This window comes from Streptomyces sp. RK9, from assembly GCF_045070545.1.
GTDB classification, from domain to species: Bacteria; Actinomycetota; Actinomycetes; order Streptomycetales; family Streptomycetaceae; genus Streptomyces; species Streptomyces alboflavus.
Genome location: NZ_CP173703.1, coordinates 664898 through 684416, shown reverse-complemented (window position 1 = coordinate 684416; position 19519 = coordinate 664898). Strand labels below are relative to the sequence as shown.

General features: G+C 71.5%; 13 protein-coding genes and 2 pseudogenes. 4 read left to right on the top strand and 11 right to left on the bottom strand.

Features of this window, described 5'->3' with window-relative positions; genetic code table 11:
* Nucleotide 1 precedes the first annotated feature (1 nt).
* The 7 genes and pseudogenes from AB6L24_RS02925 to xylB form a co-directional block, all read right to left on the bottom strand.
* Nucleotides 2-811 (bottom strand): class I SAM-dependent methyltransferase, encoded by an 810-nt coding sequence (locus AB6L24_RS02925; RefSeq protein WP_405651732.1) that lies wholly within the window; start codon nt 809-811, stop codon nt 2-4.
* 286 nt (nt 812-1097) lie between these two features.
* A pseudogene (locus AB6L24_RS02920) lies at nt 1098-1190 on the bottom strand (aminoglycoside 6'-N-acetyltransferase); the annotation flags it as partial.
* A gap of 128 nt (nt 1191-1318) precedes the next feature.
* Nucleotides 1319-2842: an aldehyde dehydrogenase family protein gene (locus AB6L24_RS02915; RefSeq protein ID WP_405651730.1), complete on the bottom strand. Its 1524-nt coding sequence runs from the start codon at nt 2840-2842 to the stop codon at nt 1319-1321.
* 261 nt (nt 2843-3103) lie between these two features.
* Nucleotides 3104-4384 (bottom strand): GAF domain-containing protein, encoded by a 1281-nt coding sequence (locus AB6L24_RS02910; RefSeq protein WP_405651728.1) that lies wholly within the window; start codon nt 4382-4384, stop codon nt 3104-3106.
* A gap of 222 nt (nt 4385-4606) precedes the next feature.
* Nucleotides 4607-5251 (bottom strand): N-acetylmuramoyl-L-alanine amidase, encoded by a 645-nt coding sequence (locus AB6L24_RS02905; protein ID WP_405651725.1) that lies wholly within the window; start codon nt 5249-5251, stop codon nt 4607-4609.
* Between the two features lie 814 nt (nt 5252-6065).
* Nucleotides 6066-7196, bottom strand: coding sequence for an ROK family protein (locus AB6L24_RS02900; RefSeq protein ID WP_405657010.1), 1131 nt, complete (start codon nt 7194-7196; stop codon nt 6066-6068).
* A 130-nt stretch (nt 7197-7326) separates the two neighbouring features.
* Nucleotides 7327-8772: a xylulokinase gene (gene xylB / locus AB6L24_RS02895; protein ID WP_405651722.1), complete on the bottom strand. Its 1446-nt coding sequence runs from the start codon at nt 8770-8772 to the stop codon at nt 7327-7329.
* 136 nt (nt 8773-8908) lie between these two features.
* Between xylB and xylA the strand changes: the two genes are divergently transcribed.
* Together xylA and AB6L24_RS02885 are read left to right on the top strand one after the other, a co-directional pair.
* Nucleotides 8909-10075: a xylose isomerase gene (gene xylA, locus AB6L24_RS02890; RefSeq protein ID WP_405651719.1), complete on the top strand. Its 1167-nt coding sequence runs from the start codon at nt 8909-8911 to the stop codon at nt 10073-10075.
* Nucleotides 10076-10417: 342 nt separating this feature from the next.
* Nucleotides 10418-10678, top strand: a complete 261-nt coding sequence (locus AB6L24_RS02885) for a hypothetical protein (RefSeq protein ID WP_405651717.1) — start codon at nt 10418-10420, stop codon at nt 10676-10678.
* 50 nt (nt 10679-10728) lie between these two features.
* Here the strand turns inward: AB6L24_RS02885 and AB6L24_RS02880 are convergent.
* The 3 genes and pseudogenes from AB6L24_RS02880 to AB6L24_RS02870 all read right to left on the bottom strand — a co-directional run bounded on the left by AB6L24_RS02880 (nt 10729) and on the right by AB6L24_RS02870 (nt 16627).
* Nucleotides 10729-12092, bottom strand: a pseudogene (locus AB6L24_RS02880) (esterase-like activity of phytase family protein).
* 354 nt (nt 12093-12446) lie between these two features.
* Nucleotides 12447-13811 (bottom strand): SWF or SNF family helicase, encoded by a 1365-nt coding sequence (locus AB6L24_RS02875; protein ID WP_405651715.1) that lies wholly within the window; start codon nt 13809-13811, stop codon nt 12447-12449.
* Nucleotides 13808-16627: an SNF2-related protein gene (locus AB6L24_RS02870; protein WP_405651712.1), complete on the bottom strand. Its 2820-nt coding sequence runs from the start codon at nt 16625-16627 to the stop codon at nt 13808-13810. Before AB6L24_RS02870 ends, AB6L24_RS02875 begins: the two co-directional genes overlap by 4 nt.
* Nucleotides 16628-16935: 308 nt before the next feature.
* Here AB6L24_RS02870 and AB6L24_RS02865 point away from each other — a divergent pair, with 308 nt between their 5' ends.
* Nucleotides 16936-18000, top strand: a complete 1065-nt coding sequence (locus AB6L24_RS02865; RefSeq protein ID WP_405651709.1) for a fatty acid desaturase family protein — start codon at nt 16936-16938, stop codon at nt 17998-18000.
* A 106-nt stretch (nt 18001-18106) separates the two neighbouring features.
* Nucleotides 18107-18289 (top strand): hypothetical protein, encoded by a 183-nt coding sequence (locus AB6L24_RS02860; protein ID WP_030359293.1) that lies wholly within the window; start codon nt 18107-18109, stop codon nt 18287-18289.
* Between the two features lie 67 nt (nt 18290-18356).
* On the opposite strand, the gene AB6L24_RS02855 is transcribed toward AB6L24_RS02860, so the two are convergent.
* Nucleotides 18357-19292, bottom strand: coding sequence for a hypothetical protein (locus AB6L24_RS02855; RefSeq protein WP_405651707.1), 936 nt, complete (start codon nt 19290-19292; stop codon nt 18357-18359).
* Between the last annotated feature and the right edge of the window lie 227 nt (nt 19293-19519).

The following is a 19519-nucleotide window of genomic DNA, read 5'->3' as shown; positions in this document are numbered from 1 at the left end:
CTCATGCGGGAGCGGTGCGGAAGACGTACGCCGTCATCGGGGCGGTGACCGGCCCCGGGCCCAGTCGGGACGTCATCTCGTCGATGACGGTGGCCAGGACAGCCGGTCCGCCGCCGCGTTCCTCCACGGCCGCGCGCACCGGCGTCCCGGTGAGGTATCCGGTGGCGAGGTCGGCGGTCGAGGCGGCCCGGCCCTGAAGCGTCAGCTCCTGCTCCTCCTCGACGGCGAACCCGGCGGCCGTCAGATCAGCGGTCACGACAGCGGGGTCGGCGTAGCCGTGCGGAACCGTCGGGAAGAACCGGGGCGGGTCGGCCGGAAAGGCCCGCTCCAGACTCGCCTGCAACGCGACTTCGGAACCGTGCGTACTGAGTGGGCCCCAGGTGTTGAACAAGAACTGGCCGCCCGGGCCCAGCACCCGCTGGACCTCGCTGAAGGCCGCGACCCGGTCGGGAAAGAACATCACGCCGAACTGGCAGACCACCAGGTCGAAGCCTCCGCCCGGGAAGGGCAGCCGCTGCGCGGGGGCCGTCCGCCACACCGCGCCCGGGACCCGGGACGCCCCGAAGGCGACCATGGCCTCGTTGAGGTCGGTGGCCGTGACTTTGGCCGACGGTGCCGCCGCGAGCAGACGTGACGTCAACACACCCGTACCCGCGGCCAGTTCAAGAATCCGCCGAGGTCGCAGTACCGCCGCTCTCGCGGCCAGGTCCTCGGCGAAGGGCCGGAAGACCACCGGCACCAGATACTGCTCGTAGGCAGCCGACATGGACTCGGACCACCGCTGATCGGCATTGATTCCCGTCACCCTCATGACGGTAGCGCCGCACCCGGAAACCGCTGCCCCGCCGCGCGCCCCGAAGCGGACCTGGGGCCCAGAGCGCCGACGAGAGGCACGCGACGAACCGGAGCCGGGCGTCGGGTGGAGACGCCCGACTGCCCGGGCCCTCCTGACAGCTCCCGGCAGGCCGCACACGAACGATGGGCGGACCACGTCCACGGATGGGCCCAGGCGGGCCGCCGCCGCACCGGCCCCCGCACGGGTCCGGCCGACTACGCCGCGACGAACCTGGACACCTGGTTCGCCGGGATCAACACACCGCGACTTCCGGCTCCCGGACGATCGCGTCGAGCACCCCACCGTCGTCGTGTGTCGCAGACCGCAGTACGACCTTGTCCCCACGCAGTTCCATGCCCTTCATGATCCCTGTGGGCGGCGGCCTCTCGGAAACGGGGCGGGAACAGGGGCGGGAACAGGGGTGGGCCGAGCGAAAGGCGCCTGACGGGCAAGAGCCCAGGTCAGGCGCCTTCTCTCATGCCTCTAGAAGAAGCCGAGCTTCTTCGGCGAGTACGACACCAGAAGGTTCTTCGTCTGCTGGTAGTGCTCCAGCATCATCTTGTGCGTCTCACGGCCGATCCCGGACTGCTTGTAGCCGCCGAACGCCGCGTGCGCCGGGTACGCGTGGTAGCAGTTCGTCCACACGCGGCCCGCTTGGATCGAACGGCCCGCGCGGTACGCGGTGTTCATGTCCCGCGTCCACACCCCGGCACCCAGGCCGTACAGCGTGTCGTTGGCGATCTTGATGGCGTCGTCGAAGTCGTTGAACGACGCGACCGACACGACGGGGCCGAAGATCTCCTCTTGGAAGACCCGCATCCGGTTGTCGCCCTCGAAGATCGTGGGCTGCACGTACCAGCCACCCGCCAACTCGCCGTCGTACTCGACGCGCTGACCACCCGCCAGGACTTTCGCACCCTCCTGCTGGCCGATGTCCAGATACGAGAGGATCTTCTCCAGCTGGTCGTTGGAGGCCTGTGCGCCGATCATCGTGTCCGTGTCCAGCGGGTGCCCCGGCTTGATCGCCTCGGTCCGGGCGATCGCCGCCTCCAGGAACTCGCTGTAGTGGCCGCGCTGGATCAGCGCCCGCGACGGACACGTACAGACCTCGCCCTGGTTGAGCGCGAACATGGTGAAGCCTTCGAGCGCCTTGTCGCGGAAGTCGTCGTCGGCGGCCCACACGTCGTCGAAGAAGATGTTCGGGCTCTTGCCGCCGAGCTCCAGCGTCACCGGCTTGATGTTCTCCGAGGCGTACTGCATGATCAGCCGCCCCGTCGTCGTCTCCCCGGTGAACGCGACCTTCGCGACGCGCGGACTCGACGCGAGCGGCTTGCCCGCCTCCACGCCGAAGCCGTTGACGACGTTGACCACCCCGGGCGGCAGCAGATCGCTGACCAGGCTCAGCCAGACATGGATCGACGCCGGTGTCTGCTCGGCGGGCTTCAGGACGACCGTGTTGCCCGCGGCGAGCGCGGGCGCCAGCTTCCACGTCGCCATCAGGATCGGGAAGTTCCACGGGATGATCTGCGCGACCACACCCAGCGGCTCGTGGAAGTGGTACGCGATGGTGTCGTCGTCGAGCTCGCTGAGCGAACCCTCCTGCGCGCGGATCACCCCCGCGAAGTAGCGGAAGTGGTCGATGGCCAGGGGAATGTCGGCGGCCAGCGTCTCCCGCACCGGCTTGCCGTTCTCCCAGCTCTCCGCCACCGCGAGCGTTTCGAGCCCGGCCTCCATGCGGTCGGCGATCTGCCTGAGGACGGCCGCCCGCTCACCCACCGACGTACGCCCCCACGCCGGCGCCGCCGCGTGCGCCGCGTCCAGGGCGCGCTCCACGTCCTCGGCCGTGCCCCGCGCGATCTCGGTGAACGGCTGCCCGTTCACCGGGCTCGGGTTCTCGAAGTACTGCCCCCGCGCCGGCGCCACATACTCCCCGCCGATGAAGTGGTCGTACCGGGCCTCATAGGCGACGACTGCGCCCTCCGTACCGGGCGCTGCGTAACGGGCCATCTTGACTGCCTCCCCGGACACGCCGCCCGCCATTGGGCAGCTCTCCGCCGGAGGTTAGGGAGGCGGAGGTTGCAAGTAGGTTGCGCGCCGCGGCCACGGCCACGGCGACGGCCATGGCTATGGACAGGTCCACGGCTACAGCCACGGCTACGGTTTCGGACAGGTCCACGGATACGGCCACGATGGGACCGGGGCCGATGCCTCGCCTCGGTGGGGCCCGAAGGAGGCGCCGTTGCCCGTGAGCCCCGCGCGACGGCGCTACTACGGGCGTCGGCCGGTGCTGTCCACCGCATCGGCCGTCAACTCACCCTCGAGGGACCGCAACCGCGCCACCACCGGCGCCGTCGGCCGTACCGCCGCCAAGGCCCGCCACATCTCCGCGTCGTCCTCGCCCCACGGCGCGTGCACCCAGTCCGACAGCAGGTCCGGGTCACCCCGCGCGATCAGCGCCGCCCGCACCTGGTCGGCCAGCCGCCGCCGCAACCGCGCCACGGCCGGCGCCTGCGACCCCGGCAGGAGTGGCCCCGCGTACCCCGACACCGCCGCCGTCACCGCCCCGCACCCGAGGCGTCGCTCCACGACATCCACATCCGACGTGACCCGCACCGCCAGGCGGTACGGCCGCGACCGCAGCATCTCGGGCCCGACCACCTGCCGCAGCCGCGCCAACTCCGCCCTCAACGTCACCGGCGTCACCGACTCGTCCTCGTACAACGCGCACAGCAACTCATCTCCCGTCAGCCCTTCCGGGTGCCGGGCGAGCAGCACCACGATCTCGCTGTGCCGCCGGCTCAACCGCACCTTGCGACCGTTCGCGACGAGCAGCGCCTCGTCGCGCCCGAGCGCCGTCAGCTCCCACGCGCCGTCCGCCTCCACCGGCGGTGACAGGAGGGCCAGTTGGGACTCCGCCGCTCGCGCCACCGCCTGCACGAAGGCGAGGCTGTGCGGATGCGCGAGCCCGTCGCCGCCGGTGATGTCGACGGCCCCGAGCAGTCGGCCGGAACGTGGGTCGTGCACGGGGGCGGCCGCGCATGTCCAGGGCTGCACCCTGCGCACGAAGTGCTCCGTCGCGAACACCTGCACCGGCCTGTCCACGGCAACCGCCGTTCCCGGCGCGTTCGTGCCCATCGCCGACTCCGCCCACCGCGCACCCGGGACGAAGTTCATCCGCCTGGCCCGCGTCCGGGTGGCGGGGTGCCCCTCGACCCACAGCAGCCTGCCGTGCGCGTCACACACCGCCAGCAGATGCTCCCCGTCCTTGGCGAAGCCGCCCATCAACTCGCGGAACACCGGCATCACCCGCGACAGCGGATGCTCCGCCCGATACGCCCCCAGGTCCCCGGCCGTCAGCTCGACCGACGCCCCGGTGTCCTCCGGGCTGACCCGCGCCCGCACCGAGCGGCGCCACGACTCGGCCACCACGGCCCGCACGGGTCGGGTGACGGTGCCCGCCGCCGTGAACCGCTCATGCGCGCTCCGCATCGTCCGGACCCGCTCGGCGGGGTCGGTGCCGAACTCCAGAGCTACCCATGGATCGGTCAACTCGGTCCTCCCGGGGCGGCGATGCGGTGCTGTCATCGTCACCCCGGGAACTCGAGCCGACAAGCATCCGCGCACTCACGTCGGCTGGTCCTCGACCTTCTGCGGTCCGCCCTCGACTGGTCCTCGGGTGGCCCTGGGCGGCTCCGGGCCGGCTCTTGGGGGCACTGGGTCGGCCCGAGCTGCCGGTGACTGCTTCGCCGTCGGGGGCTGCCGATGCTGAGGTCAGGCGAAGTTCACCATGCGGATGTAGCGCGACCAGTCCCAGTGGCGGCCGGGGTCGGTGTGATCCGCCCCCGGCACCTCGACATGGCCGATGATGTGCTCTCGGTCCTTGGGGATGCCGTACTTCTTGCAGATCGCCGCGGTCAGGGCCGCGGACTGCTCGTACATCTCGTCGGTGAAGTACTGCGGTTTGTCCACCCACCCTTCGTGCTCGATGCCGATGCTGCGTGTGTTGTAGCTCCAGTTGCCCGCGTGCCAGCCGACGTTGCGCTCGCGGACGCACTGGGCGATGTGCCCGTCCGCCGAGCGGACGACGTAGTGCGCGGAGACCTTCTTCGCCGGGTTCTTGAAGATGGCGAGTGTGTCGGCGTAGGTCTCCTGGGTGACGTGAATGATCACGTACTCGACCGGATAGGTGGTGGGACGGTTGGCGGCGGTGTAGTTGGAGGTGCTGGCCGGCACCGACTCGGCCAGGGGGTAGTCGACCGCCCGCGCCTGCGCGTCGGCCGGACGTGCCGTCAGGAGCGCTGTGGGGAGGGCGGCGAGAGCGGCTCCTTGGAGGATCCGGCGCCTGCCGGGGCGCGGTATGGGCGCGGTTGTTTCGGTCTGTGGTGTGTCCTTCGCTTGGTGTTCTGCTCGATCCATGGCTGTTCTGCCTCTCGGTGGGGGGAGCAGCTGGACGGCACGGTTCCTCGGTGAGGGGACGGATCGGGGCTGTCATGGCGAGGGCGGTGCAGGGCGGCAAAGGGCTGTGCGGAGCTGTGGTGGGGGCACCGGGGGAGGGTGCAGGAGAGAGGGCGGGTGCCCGACGCCTGCACAGTGTGGGTGGCTAATTCGTGGGAGTCCAGGGAGCGGTAGGCGCAATTCTCGCAGTCGCCTCGGCTCCCCGCGGTGAGTTGCGTGTAGGTCCTGAGTTGTTCCTCCGCATCCTTTCCTCAGTCGTTGACGTGAGCCGTCCGCGAGGCGTTCACGTGTGCTGTCTGCGCTCGTTCGCGCGAGCTGTCTACCTGAAATCATTTGCGCTCTGGCGGGTTTGTCCGTGCCCGTGCAGCCACGCTCCCGTCCCGTCGTCGGTGCGGTGGCGACCTCACGCGAAATACGTTACGGGCCAGGTCTGTTGAGGTGGAAGGGCCTGAGCGGCATCTGTGCACGGGGCGGCGAGTGTGGATAACTCGACCACTCGTGTGGGGGACAAGGGCGGAAACTTTGGGGCGCAGGGGCGGAATCACTCATTCATTCGCCCTGTCCGCAGTGGGCCGGACGGTCATCGATCAGGCAGGCTGAAGTCGCTGACCCGGTCCCGTCATTGGGCTAAACCGGTGACATTCCCGCAAACCCGAAAGGGAATTCCTGGCTACGGACGGCTGGGCCGTGCGCAAAGAATGCTGGGCGAGCCGTCCGTATGTCCAAGACGGTCGGGTGAGCCTCCCGCACGCCTCAAACAGCCGGGCGAGCCGCCCTAGGCCACCCCCACCGGATCATCGAGCACAGCCCGTACCACCGCATGAGCCGCCCCCAGCAGCGGCCCGTCCGACCCGACGCCGGAGACCACGACCTCGCAGCCGGGACCCGCGATGCGGCGCCCCAACTCGCCCTCCAAGGAAGGGAGAAGCCACGGTGCCAGCCGGGACAGCGCGCCGCCGAGCACCACCGCCCGTGGGTCGAGGAGATTCACCGCACCGGTGAGTGCGACCCCCAGCGCGGTTCCGGCATCCCGAAGCGCCGCCCTGGCTTGCGCGTCACCCGCGAGGGCCCGCTCGGCCAGCAGCCCCACCCGGTCGGCCCTCGGCGCAAGACCCGCCGCCCGCAGCACCGCCTCCTCGCCCGCGTACTGCTCCAGACAGCCACGGCCACCGCACGCGCACTGCGGCCCCTCCGGCCAGACGGGAACATGCCCCAGCTCGCCCGCGAAGCCCCGGCTTCCCCGCAGCAACCGTCCGTCGACCACCAGCGCCGCGCCGATGCCGATCTCGGCCGACACATGCAGAAAGTCCGCCGGCGCCGCACCGCCGAGCCACAGTTCCGCCAGGGCGCCGAAGTTCGCCTCGTTGTCCACGGTCAGGGGCAGTTCCAAGGGGAGCAGGGCGCCGAGGTCGGCGTCGTGCCAGTCGAGGTTGGGGGCGCGGACGACGGTGTGCGTGTCGCGCGCGACCAGACCGGGGACGGCGACCGCGACGCCTGCCGGACGCAGCCCTTCCAGTTCGGCCTCACCGGCCACGTCCCGGATGAGGGCGGCGAGGTCGGCGAGCACGGGCCGGGGTGCGCGACCCCGGTTGCCGACGCGCCGCACGGCACGCGCGCGTACCTCACCGCGCAGGTCGACCGCGCACACCGCAAGGTGGTCGACACCGATCTCCGTCCCGATGCCGGCCGGTCCCCGTGCACTGACCGCGAGCGCGGAGCCGGGTCGGCCCACCCGGCCCGGACGCTCGGGGCCCAGTTCCTCCAGGAGCCCCGCACGGATCAACTCGTCCACCAACGTGGACACGGCGGCGCGGGTCAGGCCGATCCGGGACGCCACAGCGGCGCGCGACAGTGTGCCCTGTGCGGCGACCGCGTGCATCACCCGGGAGAGGTTGCGGCGACGCATGCCCTGCTGAGTGTCGGCGAGGCGCTCACGGGTGCCGCGAGCGGGCCGTTCCTGCCGTGCGGTGAGTGTCCGCTCCCGCGTCGCACCCGCCTCCGCCTCACCTCGGCCGTCCTCCACCCGCTCCGTACCGTCACGCCCCATGATCCCCATCCAGCAAGGGTGCCGCATCGGAGAGGAAGGACGAGATCCTGGAGAGCGTCGACTCGTCCCGTTCGACAGCCTCCAGGACAGGCCCCCGGGCGGTGCCCCAGCGCCGTGCGACCGCGGCCGGGTCTTCCCCGGAGAGGAGCCCGGCGGCCTGTGCGGCGGCACCCAGGGCGACGAGTTCGCGGGCTCCGGGGATCTGGACGGGCCTTCCGGAGAGGCGTCGCACGGTCTCCTGCCAGGCAGTGCCGCGCGCGCCGCCGCCGATCAGCAACAGCGGCTCGGAGCGGTCGGCCTCCGCGTCCAGTACGGCGTCCAGCGCTCCCAGGAGAGCGTGGACCGCGCCGTCGTACGCCGCCTGGAGCACCTGCCCCGGCGTCGTGTCGTGGCGCAGGCCGTGCAGCATCCCTGAGGCGCGCGGCAGGTCGGGCGTGCGCTCGCCGTCCAGGTAGGGGAGGACGGTCACGGCTCCGCCGGGCTGTACGGCTTCCCGGTCGAGGCTGAGGAGTGCGGCCACCTGGTCGATGGCCAGGGTGCAGTTGAGCGTGCAGGCCAGCGGCAGCCACGCACCGCGCGCGTCGGCGAAACCGGCGACCGTTCCGGTCGGATCCGTGGGGCGGCGTTCGGAGACGGCGTACACCGTTCCGGACGTGCCGAGGCTCAGGACCGGGGTGCCCGGCCGCAATCCCAGGCCGAGCGCGGCGGCCGCGTTGTCGCCGGTGCCGGGAGCCACCAGTGTGCCCTTGGAGAATGGCAGTTCATCGCTGTCGCGCACCGTCCCGGCGACCTCTCCGGAGTGCACGACACGCGGCAGGAGCGCCGGATCGAGGTCCACCAGGCGCAGGATCTCCTCGTCGTACGACTCGGTCGCCGACGCCCACCATCCCGTACCGGAGACATCGCCGCGGTCGGTCGTCCCGGATCCCGTCAGGCGCTGCGTCAGGTAGTCGTGGGGGAGGCGCACCGCGGCCGTGGCGCGGACCGAAGCGGGCTCGTGCTCGGCGAGCCAGGCCCACTTGGTCACCGTGAACGAGGGTCCGGGGACGCTTCCGACGCGGTCCGCCCACGCCTTTGCGCCGCCGAACCGCTCCACCAGCGCTCGGGCCTGCGGCGCGGACCGCACGTCGTTCCACAGCAGCGCCGGCCGCACGGGCCTGCCCCGGGCGTCGAGTGTGACGAGCCCGTGCTGTTGGCCGCCGACCGACACCGCGGCGGCCTCACGCGCGGCGGCGCCGCACTGGCGCAGGGCCTCGCAGAGGGCGTCCCACCACTGCTCGGGATCGCTCTCCCGGAGAGCCCCGGAACTGACTGTGTGGGGAGCCTGGCCGCTCGCCACGACCTCCCCGGTTCCCGCGTCGACGACGAGGGCCTTCGTGGACTGCGTGGAGCTGTCCACACCGACGACGAGGGGGCCTGATGGCGCTGATGACATCGGCGACTCCGTTCTGGCGGCTCTCCCGGGCGTGCGCACGGGAACGTGCTTCCTTCGACCTTCCCAGCGGTGCGTGAGGATACTAATTTGTAAATCGCCATGACGAAATGGTCGAGGAGCCCGCGAGGAGTCGCACATGAGCTATCAGCCCACCCCTGAGGACAAGTTCAGCTTCGGCCTGTGGACCGTCGGCTGGCAGGGCCGTGACCCCTTCGGGGACGCCACCCGCGCGCCACTTGATCCCGCCGACTCCGTACGGCATCTGGCCGAACTGGGTGCCTACGGAGTCACCTTCCACGACGACGACCTCATCCCGTTCGGGTCGACGGATGCCGAGCGCGCCGGGCACGTCAAGCGCTTCAGGGAGGCCCTGGACGCGACCGGCCTGGTCGTGCCGATGGCGACCACCAACCTGTTCACGCACCCGGTGTTCAAGGACGGCGCGTTCACCGCCAACGACCGCGACGTACGCCGCTACGCGCTGCGCAAGACGATCCGCAACATCGATCTGGCGGCCGAGCTCGGCGCCCGCACCTACGTCGCCTGGGGCGGCAGGGAAGGCGCGGAGTCCGGCGCCGCCAAGGACGTGCGCGACGCCCTCGACCGCATGAAGGAGGCCTTCGACCTGCTGGGCGCCTATGTGACCGAGCAGGAGTACGACCTGCGCTTCGCCATCGAACCCAAGCCGAACGAGCCGCGCGGCGACATCCTGCTCCCCACCGTCGGACACGCCCTCGCCTTCATCGAGCGCCTGGAGCGGCCCGAACTGTACGGCGTGAACCCCGAAGTGGGCCACGAGCAGATGGCGGGCCTGAACTTCCCGCACGGCATCGCCCAGGCCCTGTGGGCGGGCAAGCTCTTCCACATCGACCTGAACGGCCAGAACGGCATCAAGTACGACCAGGACCTGCGGTTCGGAGCGGGGGATCTGCGCAGCGCCTTCTGGCTGGTCGACCTCCTGGAAAGGGGCGGTTACGAGGGGCCGCGCCACTTCGACTTCAAGCCGCCGCGTACGGAGGACGCCGCCGGAGTGTGGTCATCGGCTGCCGGGTGCATGCGGAACTACCTGATCCTGCGCGACCGTACGGCGGCCTTCCGGGCCGACCCCGAGGTGACCGAGGCGCTGAGCCAGGCGCGCCTGCCCGAGCTGGCGCGCCCCACCGCGGAGGACGGGCTCGCGGGCCTGCTCGCTGACCGCGGTGCGTACGAGGCCTTCGACGTGGAGGCGGCCGCCGCGCGCGGGATGGCCTTCGAACGGCTCGACCAGCTGGCCATGGACCACCTGCTGGGCGTACGAAGCTGATTCCGGTTCGGCCCGGGCGGTGTCGCCCGAAGCCCAGCGGGATCTGTGCCGGAATCATCCGGTCCGTGGGGCGGGCGTGTAGCAACCTCCACGCGGGGGTCGCTTCTTGACCGGTTCAGGACGACTCTTGGTGGTATGAGCATGCCGCCGGTACCGCCGCAGCCTCCTCCGCCGCCGGGTGACGTACCCCCTCCGGGGAGTGGCGACTTCGGGCCGCCTCCCGGAGGGTACGGCCCTCCACCGGGCGGATACGGTCCGCCTCCCGGAGACGACGGTCTGCCGTCACAGCCACCGCCGGGCAGGCCGCCCGGGCGGCGCAACGGGCTGTTCGTCCTGCTCGCCGTGATCGTCGCCGTGGCAGTCGTCGTCGTGGTGGTGCTCCTGGCCACCGGAGGCGACGACTCCTCGGACAAGAAGAGCCCTTCCGAGGAGACCAAGAGCCGCGAGCCCAGGCCCACGCCGTCGCTGAGCATCCCCTCGGAGGTCCCCTCAGAACTCCCGAGCGAACTGCCCAGCGACATCAGGACCCGACTGCCCAGCGACCTCCCCACGCTGCCCACGGGGCTGCCGAGCGACCTCGAATCGCTGATCCCGACGGGCTGAGGCGGCCTGTGCCCCGTGCGGGTCACAGGCCCCTCTGCGTCCTGTGCGGGTCACAGCCCCCTGGGGAGCCGCACGTACGTCACGCTGGTCTCGATGCCGCTGTCCACCAGCCGGCCGTGCTTGTCGAAAGCCTCCGGCCCGTCGGTCATCCCGAAGTCGTTGTCGTTGATCAGTGCCAGCGTGCGGTTGCCCACACGGGCCACGCCCTCGATCTTCCCGGGTACGCCGTCGACGGTTCCCAGGTCGACCACCAGGCGCTTGCGCAGGACCGGCACGCCCGCGGCGGCCGGGTCCTCCAACTGCTCCAAGGACGGGCGGGTCGCCGCGTCGTCCCAGCGTGCGCCGAGAATGTCGGCGCGCCGGTCAAGGCGTACGACCTGAAGCCGGGCCGCCTTGTCGGTGCGCTCCTCGACGAGCAGCCGGTCACGGCCGACGGCGACCACGGAGGAGATCTTGAGCTCGGAGGTGTCGTCCTCGCCCGGGTCCACGACACCGACCGGGTCGAACCGGTACGCGTACTCGGCGGTGACCGACTGCTTCCGCGGCGAGAACCGCAGCAGCCGTGCCGTCCGCGAGCCGTCACCCGCTTCCCCGTCCGGAAGGGACAACGGGCTCTGCACCGCGAGCACCAGCTCACCGTTCGGCAGGAGAGCGAGCCCTTCGAAGCCGCGGTTGATCTTCCGGTGCAGCAGCACGGCGGGCAGCGACTCCGACACCGGATAGCCCGCGCCGCGCAGCTTCAGCCCCTTAGGGACGTGCCGCTTGATGACCTTCCCGCGCGCGGAGACGTGGACCAGCGACGGACCGTACTCGTCGACCAGCCAGAAGGAACCGTCCTCGGCCCGGACGATGCCCTCGGTGTCCAGCCCGTTCGGGTCGTACGAGAGCGGCTTCTGGGCGTTGTACGTGTAGGGGGCCTCGTCGCGGCCCTCCTGGTTGGGCAGACCGGTGACGGGCTTCCCGGAGGGGGTGGTGATCGGCAGCGCGTCGATCACCTTCACGGAGCGCCCGGACACCCGGACCTTCACGATCGCCGGGTTGAAACCGGGCACGGGGAACGTGCGGCGCTTCTTGCCGTCGACCTTGATCTGGCCGTTGGGGCCACGGTCGGTGACTGTCCAGAACTCGCCCTTGCGGCCCGCCGGGTAGATGTCGCTTCCGATGCCTCCGAGGTCCACATCCCGGTCGTCGCGCACGGTGCCGGGGAGCAGGCGGTTGCTGAAGGGGCCCAGAGGGATGTCGCCGAGTGTCGCGGTGGCGGTGACGTGAGCTCCCTTGTCCTTGCTTCGGCCGTCGTGCCCGTCGGCGCGCCCACCGCTGTTCCGGTGACCACCACGGCGGTGAGCAGGGCGAGCGGCACGCCGAAGACTACGGAGCGGTGGACACGACGCTGGTCGGCGGCGCGCGAGGGCATCAGGCCTCCTGGGGCACGATTTCGGTGACGGCGCCACCCTTCGCCGCCGTCACGAACGCCAGGGGGCACGCGGGTGAACGGCGCATGGCGACGCGCCGACGGCGCCTCCCGCGAGGGGCAGGAGGCGCCGTCATCACCGGGGCGATCAGCAGTGGCGGGGGCACAACGCCCTGTCATCTCCCCTTCGGCTTGGCCCGCACGACTGAACCGGCGTGATCCACGGTCCTGGATGTCATGACCGCACTCAATCGCTGACCAGGGTGAGTGCGTGCGCCGGTGTTCCCGGCGCACGTGTCACCACCGCCGTCACGCCGGTGGCCGCTGACTGTGTTTCAGCCACAGCCGCCGCGCCGGTCACTCACTCGCGGTGACGGCGGCCAGCGCGGTAGCCGGGTCGTGCGCCGCCGGACCCGCGGGCACCCAACGGCCGCGCTCCTTGCGGTAGGGCCACCAGCGGCCGTCGCGCCCGTGGCGCAGTTGCGCGTCGGCACCGGTCACCGTCCAGCGGTTGCGGGCCGCGCGCAGGGTGGGACGCTCGCCCTCGTCCCAGGCCGCGTCCAGGGAGGCACGCGCGCGTGCCAACGCGTCCGCCTCCAACGCCCACTCGTCCTCAAGGACGACCAGCGCGGCACGCCCGCCGTACTCCCAGGCGCGTACCGCTCGGGCCAGACCGTCCCGGTCGCGGCCCGAGGCCGCGGCGAGCCGGTCCACGATCGCGGGCTCGGGAGAGGCGGCGGCGAGCCGGACGGCGTCCTCCTCGAGCGTCAGACCCGGCTCGGCGGGCTGCTCCTCGTGCCCAGGGGCGAGTGCCTCGGCCAGCAGTCGGTGCGCCTCGGCCGCCGCGCGGGTCGCCAGGAACTCCAACGCGGGCACGTCCACGCCGGGCGCGGGCTCCACCTCCGTGTCCAACGAAGGCGGCAGGCCGGGTTCTGCGGGCAGCACGGGCGGTTCGGGCAGCGGAGGCAGCACCGCGCCGTCCGCGTACGCCTCAGCGGCGTCCACGCCCTCCTGAGCGGCCTCCGGGGCCTCCTCCTGCGGGGAGTCCGGCACGGACTGCTGCGCGACGCTGCGGACCTGCAGTTCGTCGAGGAGCTCCCGTTCCCCGCGCCCCCGCATCAGGAGCAGCACGAACGGATCCTGGTCGAGCAGGCGGGCCACCTGGTAGCACAGCGCTGCCGTGTGCCCGCAGTGGTCCCACGCGTCGCAGTCGCACTCCGGCTCCAGATCGCCGATGCCGGGGAGCAGTTCGACGCCGGCGGCCGCGGCGTCCTCGACCAGGTGCGGCGGCATCTCCCGGTCCAGGAGCGCGGCGATGTGCCCGGCCCGCTCGACGGCCATGCCGAGGAAGCGGTCCCACTCGTCGTCGCTCAGCTCCTGGAGCAGCACATCGGAGCGGTGCGGCGTGCGGTCCTTGTCCTGCACGACCGCGGTGATGCGGCCGGGGCGCACGGAGACCGCGCCCACATGACCGGCGCGCGCGAGCCGGCGCCCCGCCTTGAGCTGCTGGAGGTCCAGCGCCGTGTCCTCCAACGCCTTCAGCCACGCCTGGCCCCACCAGGTCTCCGCGAAGCCCCGCCCGTGAGCCGGAGGCAGCGCCGCGAAGGTCCGCTCGTTGTGCTGCCCGGCTGTTTCGCCGTGTCCGGTCAATGCGTCGCCCCCGTCGTCGATCCTGCTGTCCTCGTGTGCCTCGTCATACGTCTCGTCGTACGCGTCACTCATCGCGTCGTCCCCCCGCGCAGCGCGACCAGGTCGGCCAGCTCGGCGTCGCTCAGCTCGGTGAGCGACGCCTCTCCGGAGCCGAGGACGGCGTCGGCGAGTTCGCGCTTGCGCAACAGCATCTCGGCGATGCGGTCCTCGATGGTGCCCTCCGCGATCAGCCGGTGCACCTGCACGGGCTGCGTCTGGCCGATGCGGTACGCGCGGTCGGTCGCCTGGGCCTCGACCGCGGGGTTCCACCACCGGTCGTAGTGCACGACGTGCTCGGCCCGCGTGAGGTTCAGGCCGGTACCCGCCGCCTTCAAGGAGAGCAGGAAGACCGGGACTTCACCGTCCTGGAAGCGCCGGACCATCGCCTCGCGCTCGGCCACCGGAGTGCCGCCGTGCAGGAACTGCGAGGGAATGCCGCGGGACGACAGGTGCTGCTCGATGAGGCGCGCCATCTGCACGTACTGCGTGAAGACGAGCACGCTCGCGTCCTCGGAGAGGATGGTGTCGAGAAGTTCGTCCAGGAGCTCCAGCTTTCCGGAGCGTCCGGTGATGCGCGGCTTGTTCTCCTTGAGGTACTGCGCGGGGTGGTTGCAGATCTGCTTCAGTCCCGTCAGGAGCTTGACGATGAGGCCGCGCCGGGCGAAGCCGTCGGCTCCGGAGATCTCGGCCAGCGTCTCGCGGACCACTGCTTCGTAGAGGCCCGTCTGTTCGGCGCTCAGGGAGACCGCGCGGTCGGTCTCCGTCTTCGGGGGCAGCTCGGGGGCGATGCCCGGATCCGACTTGCGGCGCCGCAGCAGGAAGGGGCGCACCAGCTGGGAGAGCCGTTCGGCCGCGGCCGGGTCGGAACCGCTCTCGACGGCCTGCGCGTAGCGGGTGCGGAAGGTGCCGAGCTTGCCGAGCAGCCCCGGAGTCGTCCAGTCGAGGATCGCCCACAGCTCGGAGAGGTTGTTCTCCACAGGTGTGCCGGTGAGCGCCACGCGCGCGCGGGCGCTGATGGCGCGCAGCTGCTTGGCTGTCGCCGAGTACGGGTTCTTGACGTGCTGCGCCTCGTCGGCGACGACCATGCCCCAGCCGACCGCGTCGAGGCGGTTCGCGTCGAGCCGCATCGTTCCGTAGGTGGTCAGGACGAACTCGCCGTCCGTCAGGTCGTCGAGTCCGCGCTGCGCTCCGTGGAAGCGGCGTACGGCCGTGCCGGGCGCGAACTTCTCGATCTCCCGCTGCCAGTTGCCCATGAGGGAGGTGGGGCACACGACCAGCGTGGGTCCCGCGGTCGCCTCGTCGGTCTGCCGGTGCAGGTGCAGCGAGATCAGGGTGATGGTCTTGCCGAGGCCCATGTCGTCGGCGAGGCACCCGCCGAGCCCCAAGGACGTCATCCTGGCCAGCCAGTTGAGTCCCCGGAGCTGATAGTCGCGCAGGTCCGCGGCGAGCGCCGCGGGCTGTCCGACGGGCTCCATGCCCTCCGGGTCCGAGAGCCGCTCACGCAGGGTCGCGAGCCAGCCCGTGGGCTCGACGTCGACGCGGCGGCCGTCCACCTCGGTGGTGCCCGTCAGGGCGGCGCTCAGGGCGTCGATGGGGGTGACCTTGCGGTCCTGCTGCGCGCGGGCGCGCTGAGCCTCGTGGGGGTCGATGAGCACCCACTGGTCCCGCAGGCGCACCACCGGGCGGTTGGCCTCCGCGAGCCGGTCGAGCTCCGCGCGGCTCAGCTCCTGGTCGCCCAGCGCGAAACGCCAGTTGAAGGCGAGGAGGGCATCGGCCGAGAGGTACGACGGGGTGTCCGACCCGAGCTTGTCGGGCCCCTTCCCGCCCTCGTGCTCGGCGTCCTCGGGGCCGATGTACGCGCGGGCGGTGAGGCTGCGCGCCAGTTCCCTCGGCCAGTGCACGTCCACTCCGGCCGCCGCGAGCATGCGGGCTCCCGGGCCAAGGAGTTCGGTGACGTCCTCGTCCGCGAGCTCGACCGCGTCCGGCACGGGTGCCGAGAGCAGCGGTCCGAGCGGTGCCCACGCGCGCGTGGCGCGGCGCAGGGCCAGCAGGGCGTCCATCCGGGCGCGCGGCCCGAACGCGCCCGCCGTGGCGCCGGAACCGGCCCACACCTCGGCGGCGTCCGCGACGAGCGAGGGGTCGCTGACGCTGTGGATCTGCAGGACGGCCCGGAACGGCAGCCGGGTCTCGACGGAGGTGTCGGACAGCAGACCGGGCACCTCGACGCGCAGCGAGATCCGCACACCGGCGTCGTGGCCTGCCGCGACGTCCAAGGCCCAGGCGCGCTGCGCGGGCAGGCGCTGGGGTTCCGGTGCGGCGAACGCGGGTCGGCCGGCCGCCGCGGCGGCCGCGGGGGAGCGCGGCAGCGTATCGGTCACGGCGTCCAGGAACTGGCGCAGCAGCCGCTCCGGTGCGGGCAGGCGCGGCGGCACTGCGGCGTCGAGGGGGACGGCGTGGGCGGCCGGTGGCATCGACGCCGCGAGGTCACGCAGCCGCCGCAGGTCGTCCGCGGTGAGCGGGCCCGTACGCCAGGCGTCGTGATCACTGTCGGTGAGGCCGGGCAACAGTAGGCCGCGGGCGGCCAGTTGCAGCGCGAGGACGGCCGCGGTGCCCCAGAAGGCGGCGGTGGGATGCGTGCCGGACGCGGCCCGTGCGCGGGTGAGGACGGGCAGGGCGGCGTCGACCGGCAACAGTGCCGCGGGTACGACGTCGAGGTGGATGCCGTCGTCGCCGGGTACGGCGACCGTCAGCTCGCCGACTTCACCGACCGCCGGGGCGGGCGGGGTGCGGCCGTCGGCGTGCCAGAACGCGACCTGGCCGGTGCGCCCGGGGTCAGCGGGAACGAACACGACAGAGCAGCGGGACAGTTCTGCGATCTCGGAGAGGGGGACAGCGGAGTGCTTGTGCACAGCTATGGCGCATTCCTCAAACTTGACTAATGTGACGGGAGCGGCCGATGGTACCTCGCAAACCGCATCCTGGGGCACTTCTTGTGCTGTGATGCATGCCACTTCTTCCGGAGGGGTGTATCCAGCACCCCTTTGCGGGGGCGCTTGCCCCCGGTAGAACACGGGGGGTGGCGTCATGGTCGCCGAAGGTCACTGATCCGTACGTTTCCTGAGGTCAGAGCATCCTCACGGAGACCGGAGACCTCGTCATGGCCCAGGCTGCCGCAGCCGTCGCGGAACGCCCCGGTGAGATCAGCGCACGGCAACGTTCCGGGAGCGACTTCGCCCCACTCCTGCGGGCCGTCAAAACACAAGGGCTCCTCGACCGGCGCACCGGTTGGTATGCGCGCGGCATAGCCGCGAACGCAGTGGCCTTGGCGGCCGTCGGCGCGGGACTGTTCGCCATCGGCCACACCTGGTGGGTGCTGCTCCTCGCCCCGGTGCTCTCCGTCCTGTGCACGCGCACCGCCTTCATCGGGCACGACGCCGGGCACTCCCAGATCACCGACAACCGCGCGGTGGCGCGCCTGATCGGCCTGATCCACGGCAACCTGCTCCTCGGGATGAGCGTGAGCTGGTGGAACGACAAGCACAACCGTCACCATGCCAACCCCAACCACACCGAGAAGGACCCGGACGTCGCCGCCGACATCCTGGTGTTCACGGCATGGCAGGCCAGGCCCCGGGCCGGATTCCGGCGCTGGCTCACGCGCCATCAGGCCTGGCTGTTCTTCCCCCTGACGCTCCTCCAGGGCATCGCCATGAAGGTCTACGGATTCCGTGACCTGCGCCGCCAGAGCCGCCGTGAGCGAGCCGTCGAAGGCCCCCTTCTGGTCGTCCATCTCGTGGGATACGTGACGCTCCTGCTGACGGCCATGCCCCTGGGGCACGCGCTCGCCTTCGCCGCCCTTCACCAGGCTCTCTTCGGCCTGCACCTGGGGATGGCCTTCGCCCCGAACCACAAGGGCATGGAAATGCCCGACCCGGACGGCGAGCGGTGGGGCCACCTCAAGCGCCAGGTCCTCACCTCACGGAACATCCGCGGCGGCGCGCTCACCGACTGGTTCCTCGGCGGGCTGAACTACCAGATCGAGCACCACCTCTTCCCGAGCATGCCCCGGCCGCATCTGCGCCTCGCCCAGCCCCTTGTCCGTGCGCACTGTCATGCTGTGGGTATGTCTTACGCGGAGACCGGGCTCGTCGACTCCTACCGGCAGGTGCTTCGCCACATGCACGAGGTGGGCGAGCCGCTGAGGGCACTCAGGGTCGAGTAGGGGACGCACGTCAGGGATCGGTCAGGGTCGCGACCTGGAACTGGGTGCGGTCCGATCCCGTTTCTCAAGACAGAGAGCGGCACCTGCCGCGAAGGAGGCGACGGACATGTCGAAGAAGGCGAAGATCGCCGCAGGAGGCGTGGCGGCCGGGCTGATCCTGCTCATCTGGCTGCCCTGGTGGCTCGCGTTCCTGATCGTGGTCGGCGTCCCGGCCGCGGCCTATCTGACCCTGGATTCCGGGCAGCGGCGCAGGCTGCGCCGCGTCACCCGCAAGGAGCTCGGCCGCTGAGCCGCCACGGCACAGCAGCGCGTCCCGTGCGGCCGGCCACGGCATGAGGCGGTGCCGAACGCCTGAGTCAGGAGGGGCGCACCGCCATCTTGTCGAGCGCTTCGAGCAGCCCCGGAAGCTCCGGCCCGCGCCCGACCGGCAGCACCTCGCCCGGCTCCTCGTCGAGCAGTACGAAAGCGATGTCGTCGGTCCTCGCGACCATGGACCAGCCGGGACCGTCGGCGCGCAGCGTGCGTGCCTCACCGGAGGCGAAGGACGACCGCACCCGCCCCAGTGGCGGCGGCGTCTCCACGTACGCACGCGCCTCGGCGAGGACCCGTCGCACACCGGTCAAGGGCGCTGAGGCCGAGCCCTCGGGGCTGCCCCCTCCGGCGGGGTGCGCCCCATTCGCGTTCCCGCCCGGGTCTCCGTCCACGGAGGGCTCGGCCTTCGCAGCGCTTCCGCCCGCCCCGGTGTCGTCCCCAGCGCCGCCGCCCTCAGCGCTGCCGTCCGTGGCGAAGTTCGCGTCATCGATCTGCTCGCGCCACGCGGCCCACTGGAGGGCTATCTCGTCGGCGCCCAGACGGCGCTGGGCCGGCCCCCAGGCGTCCGACTGCGGCGGGGCGAGCGGCAGCTGGTCGGGCTGTTCGGGGTCCGGCTCGGGGTCGTGCGGCGCGGGCACGCCGGGGGCCGCGACGGCCACCGCGAGCGGCCAGCCGGGCAGCGCCGCGACCACGGTGCGTTCGCCGGGCGACAGGTCGTACTCCATGCCGCAGTCCCAGGAAGCGATCGCGACGGCGACGAGCGACACGTCGTCGGTGACGACGGTCCAACGCGCACCGGCGCTGTCCTGCCCGAGCACCAGGCCGTACCCGGCAGCCAACGGCGGCAGCCCGAGCGCGGCACAGGCTTCGGGATAGTCGTCACCGAGCACGCTCGGGAACTTCGCGGGCGTCAGCAAGACCGCCGTCAGTACGTACAGCGCGTCGTCATCGGCGGCGACAGCGTCGTCCGTGGCGGCCATGCTGCCTCCCCATCACTGGCCTCTGCTTGCTCCGTCGGCGCACCTTAACCATTGGCTCAACACGTCGTCGAGGGTCGATGACCAGGAAATTCGCTCGTACGGCGACGGAGTGGCCACCTAGGCTGCCTGTCATGCCCAGCGCCAGATCGCACTTCGTCTGTCTGCCGTGCCGCGCGTCCTTCAAGAAGCCGTCGGACTTCGCACGGGTGCGCCACGACGTCTGCCCG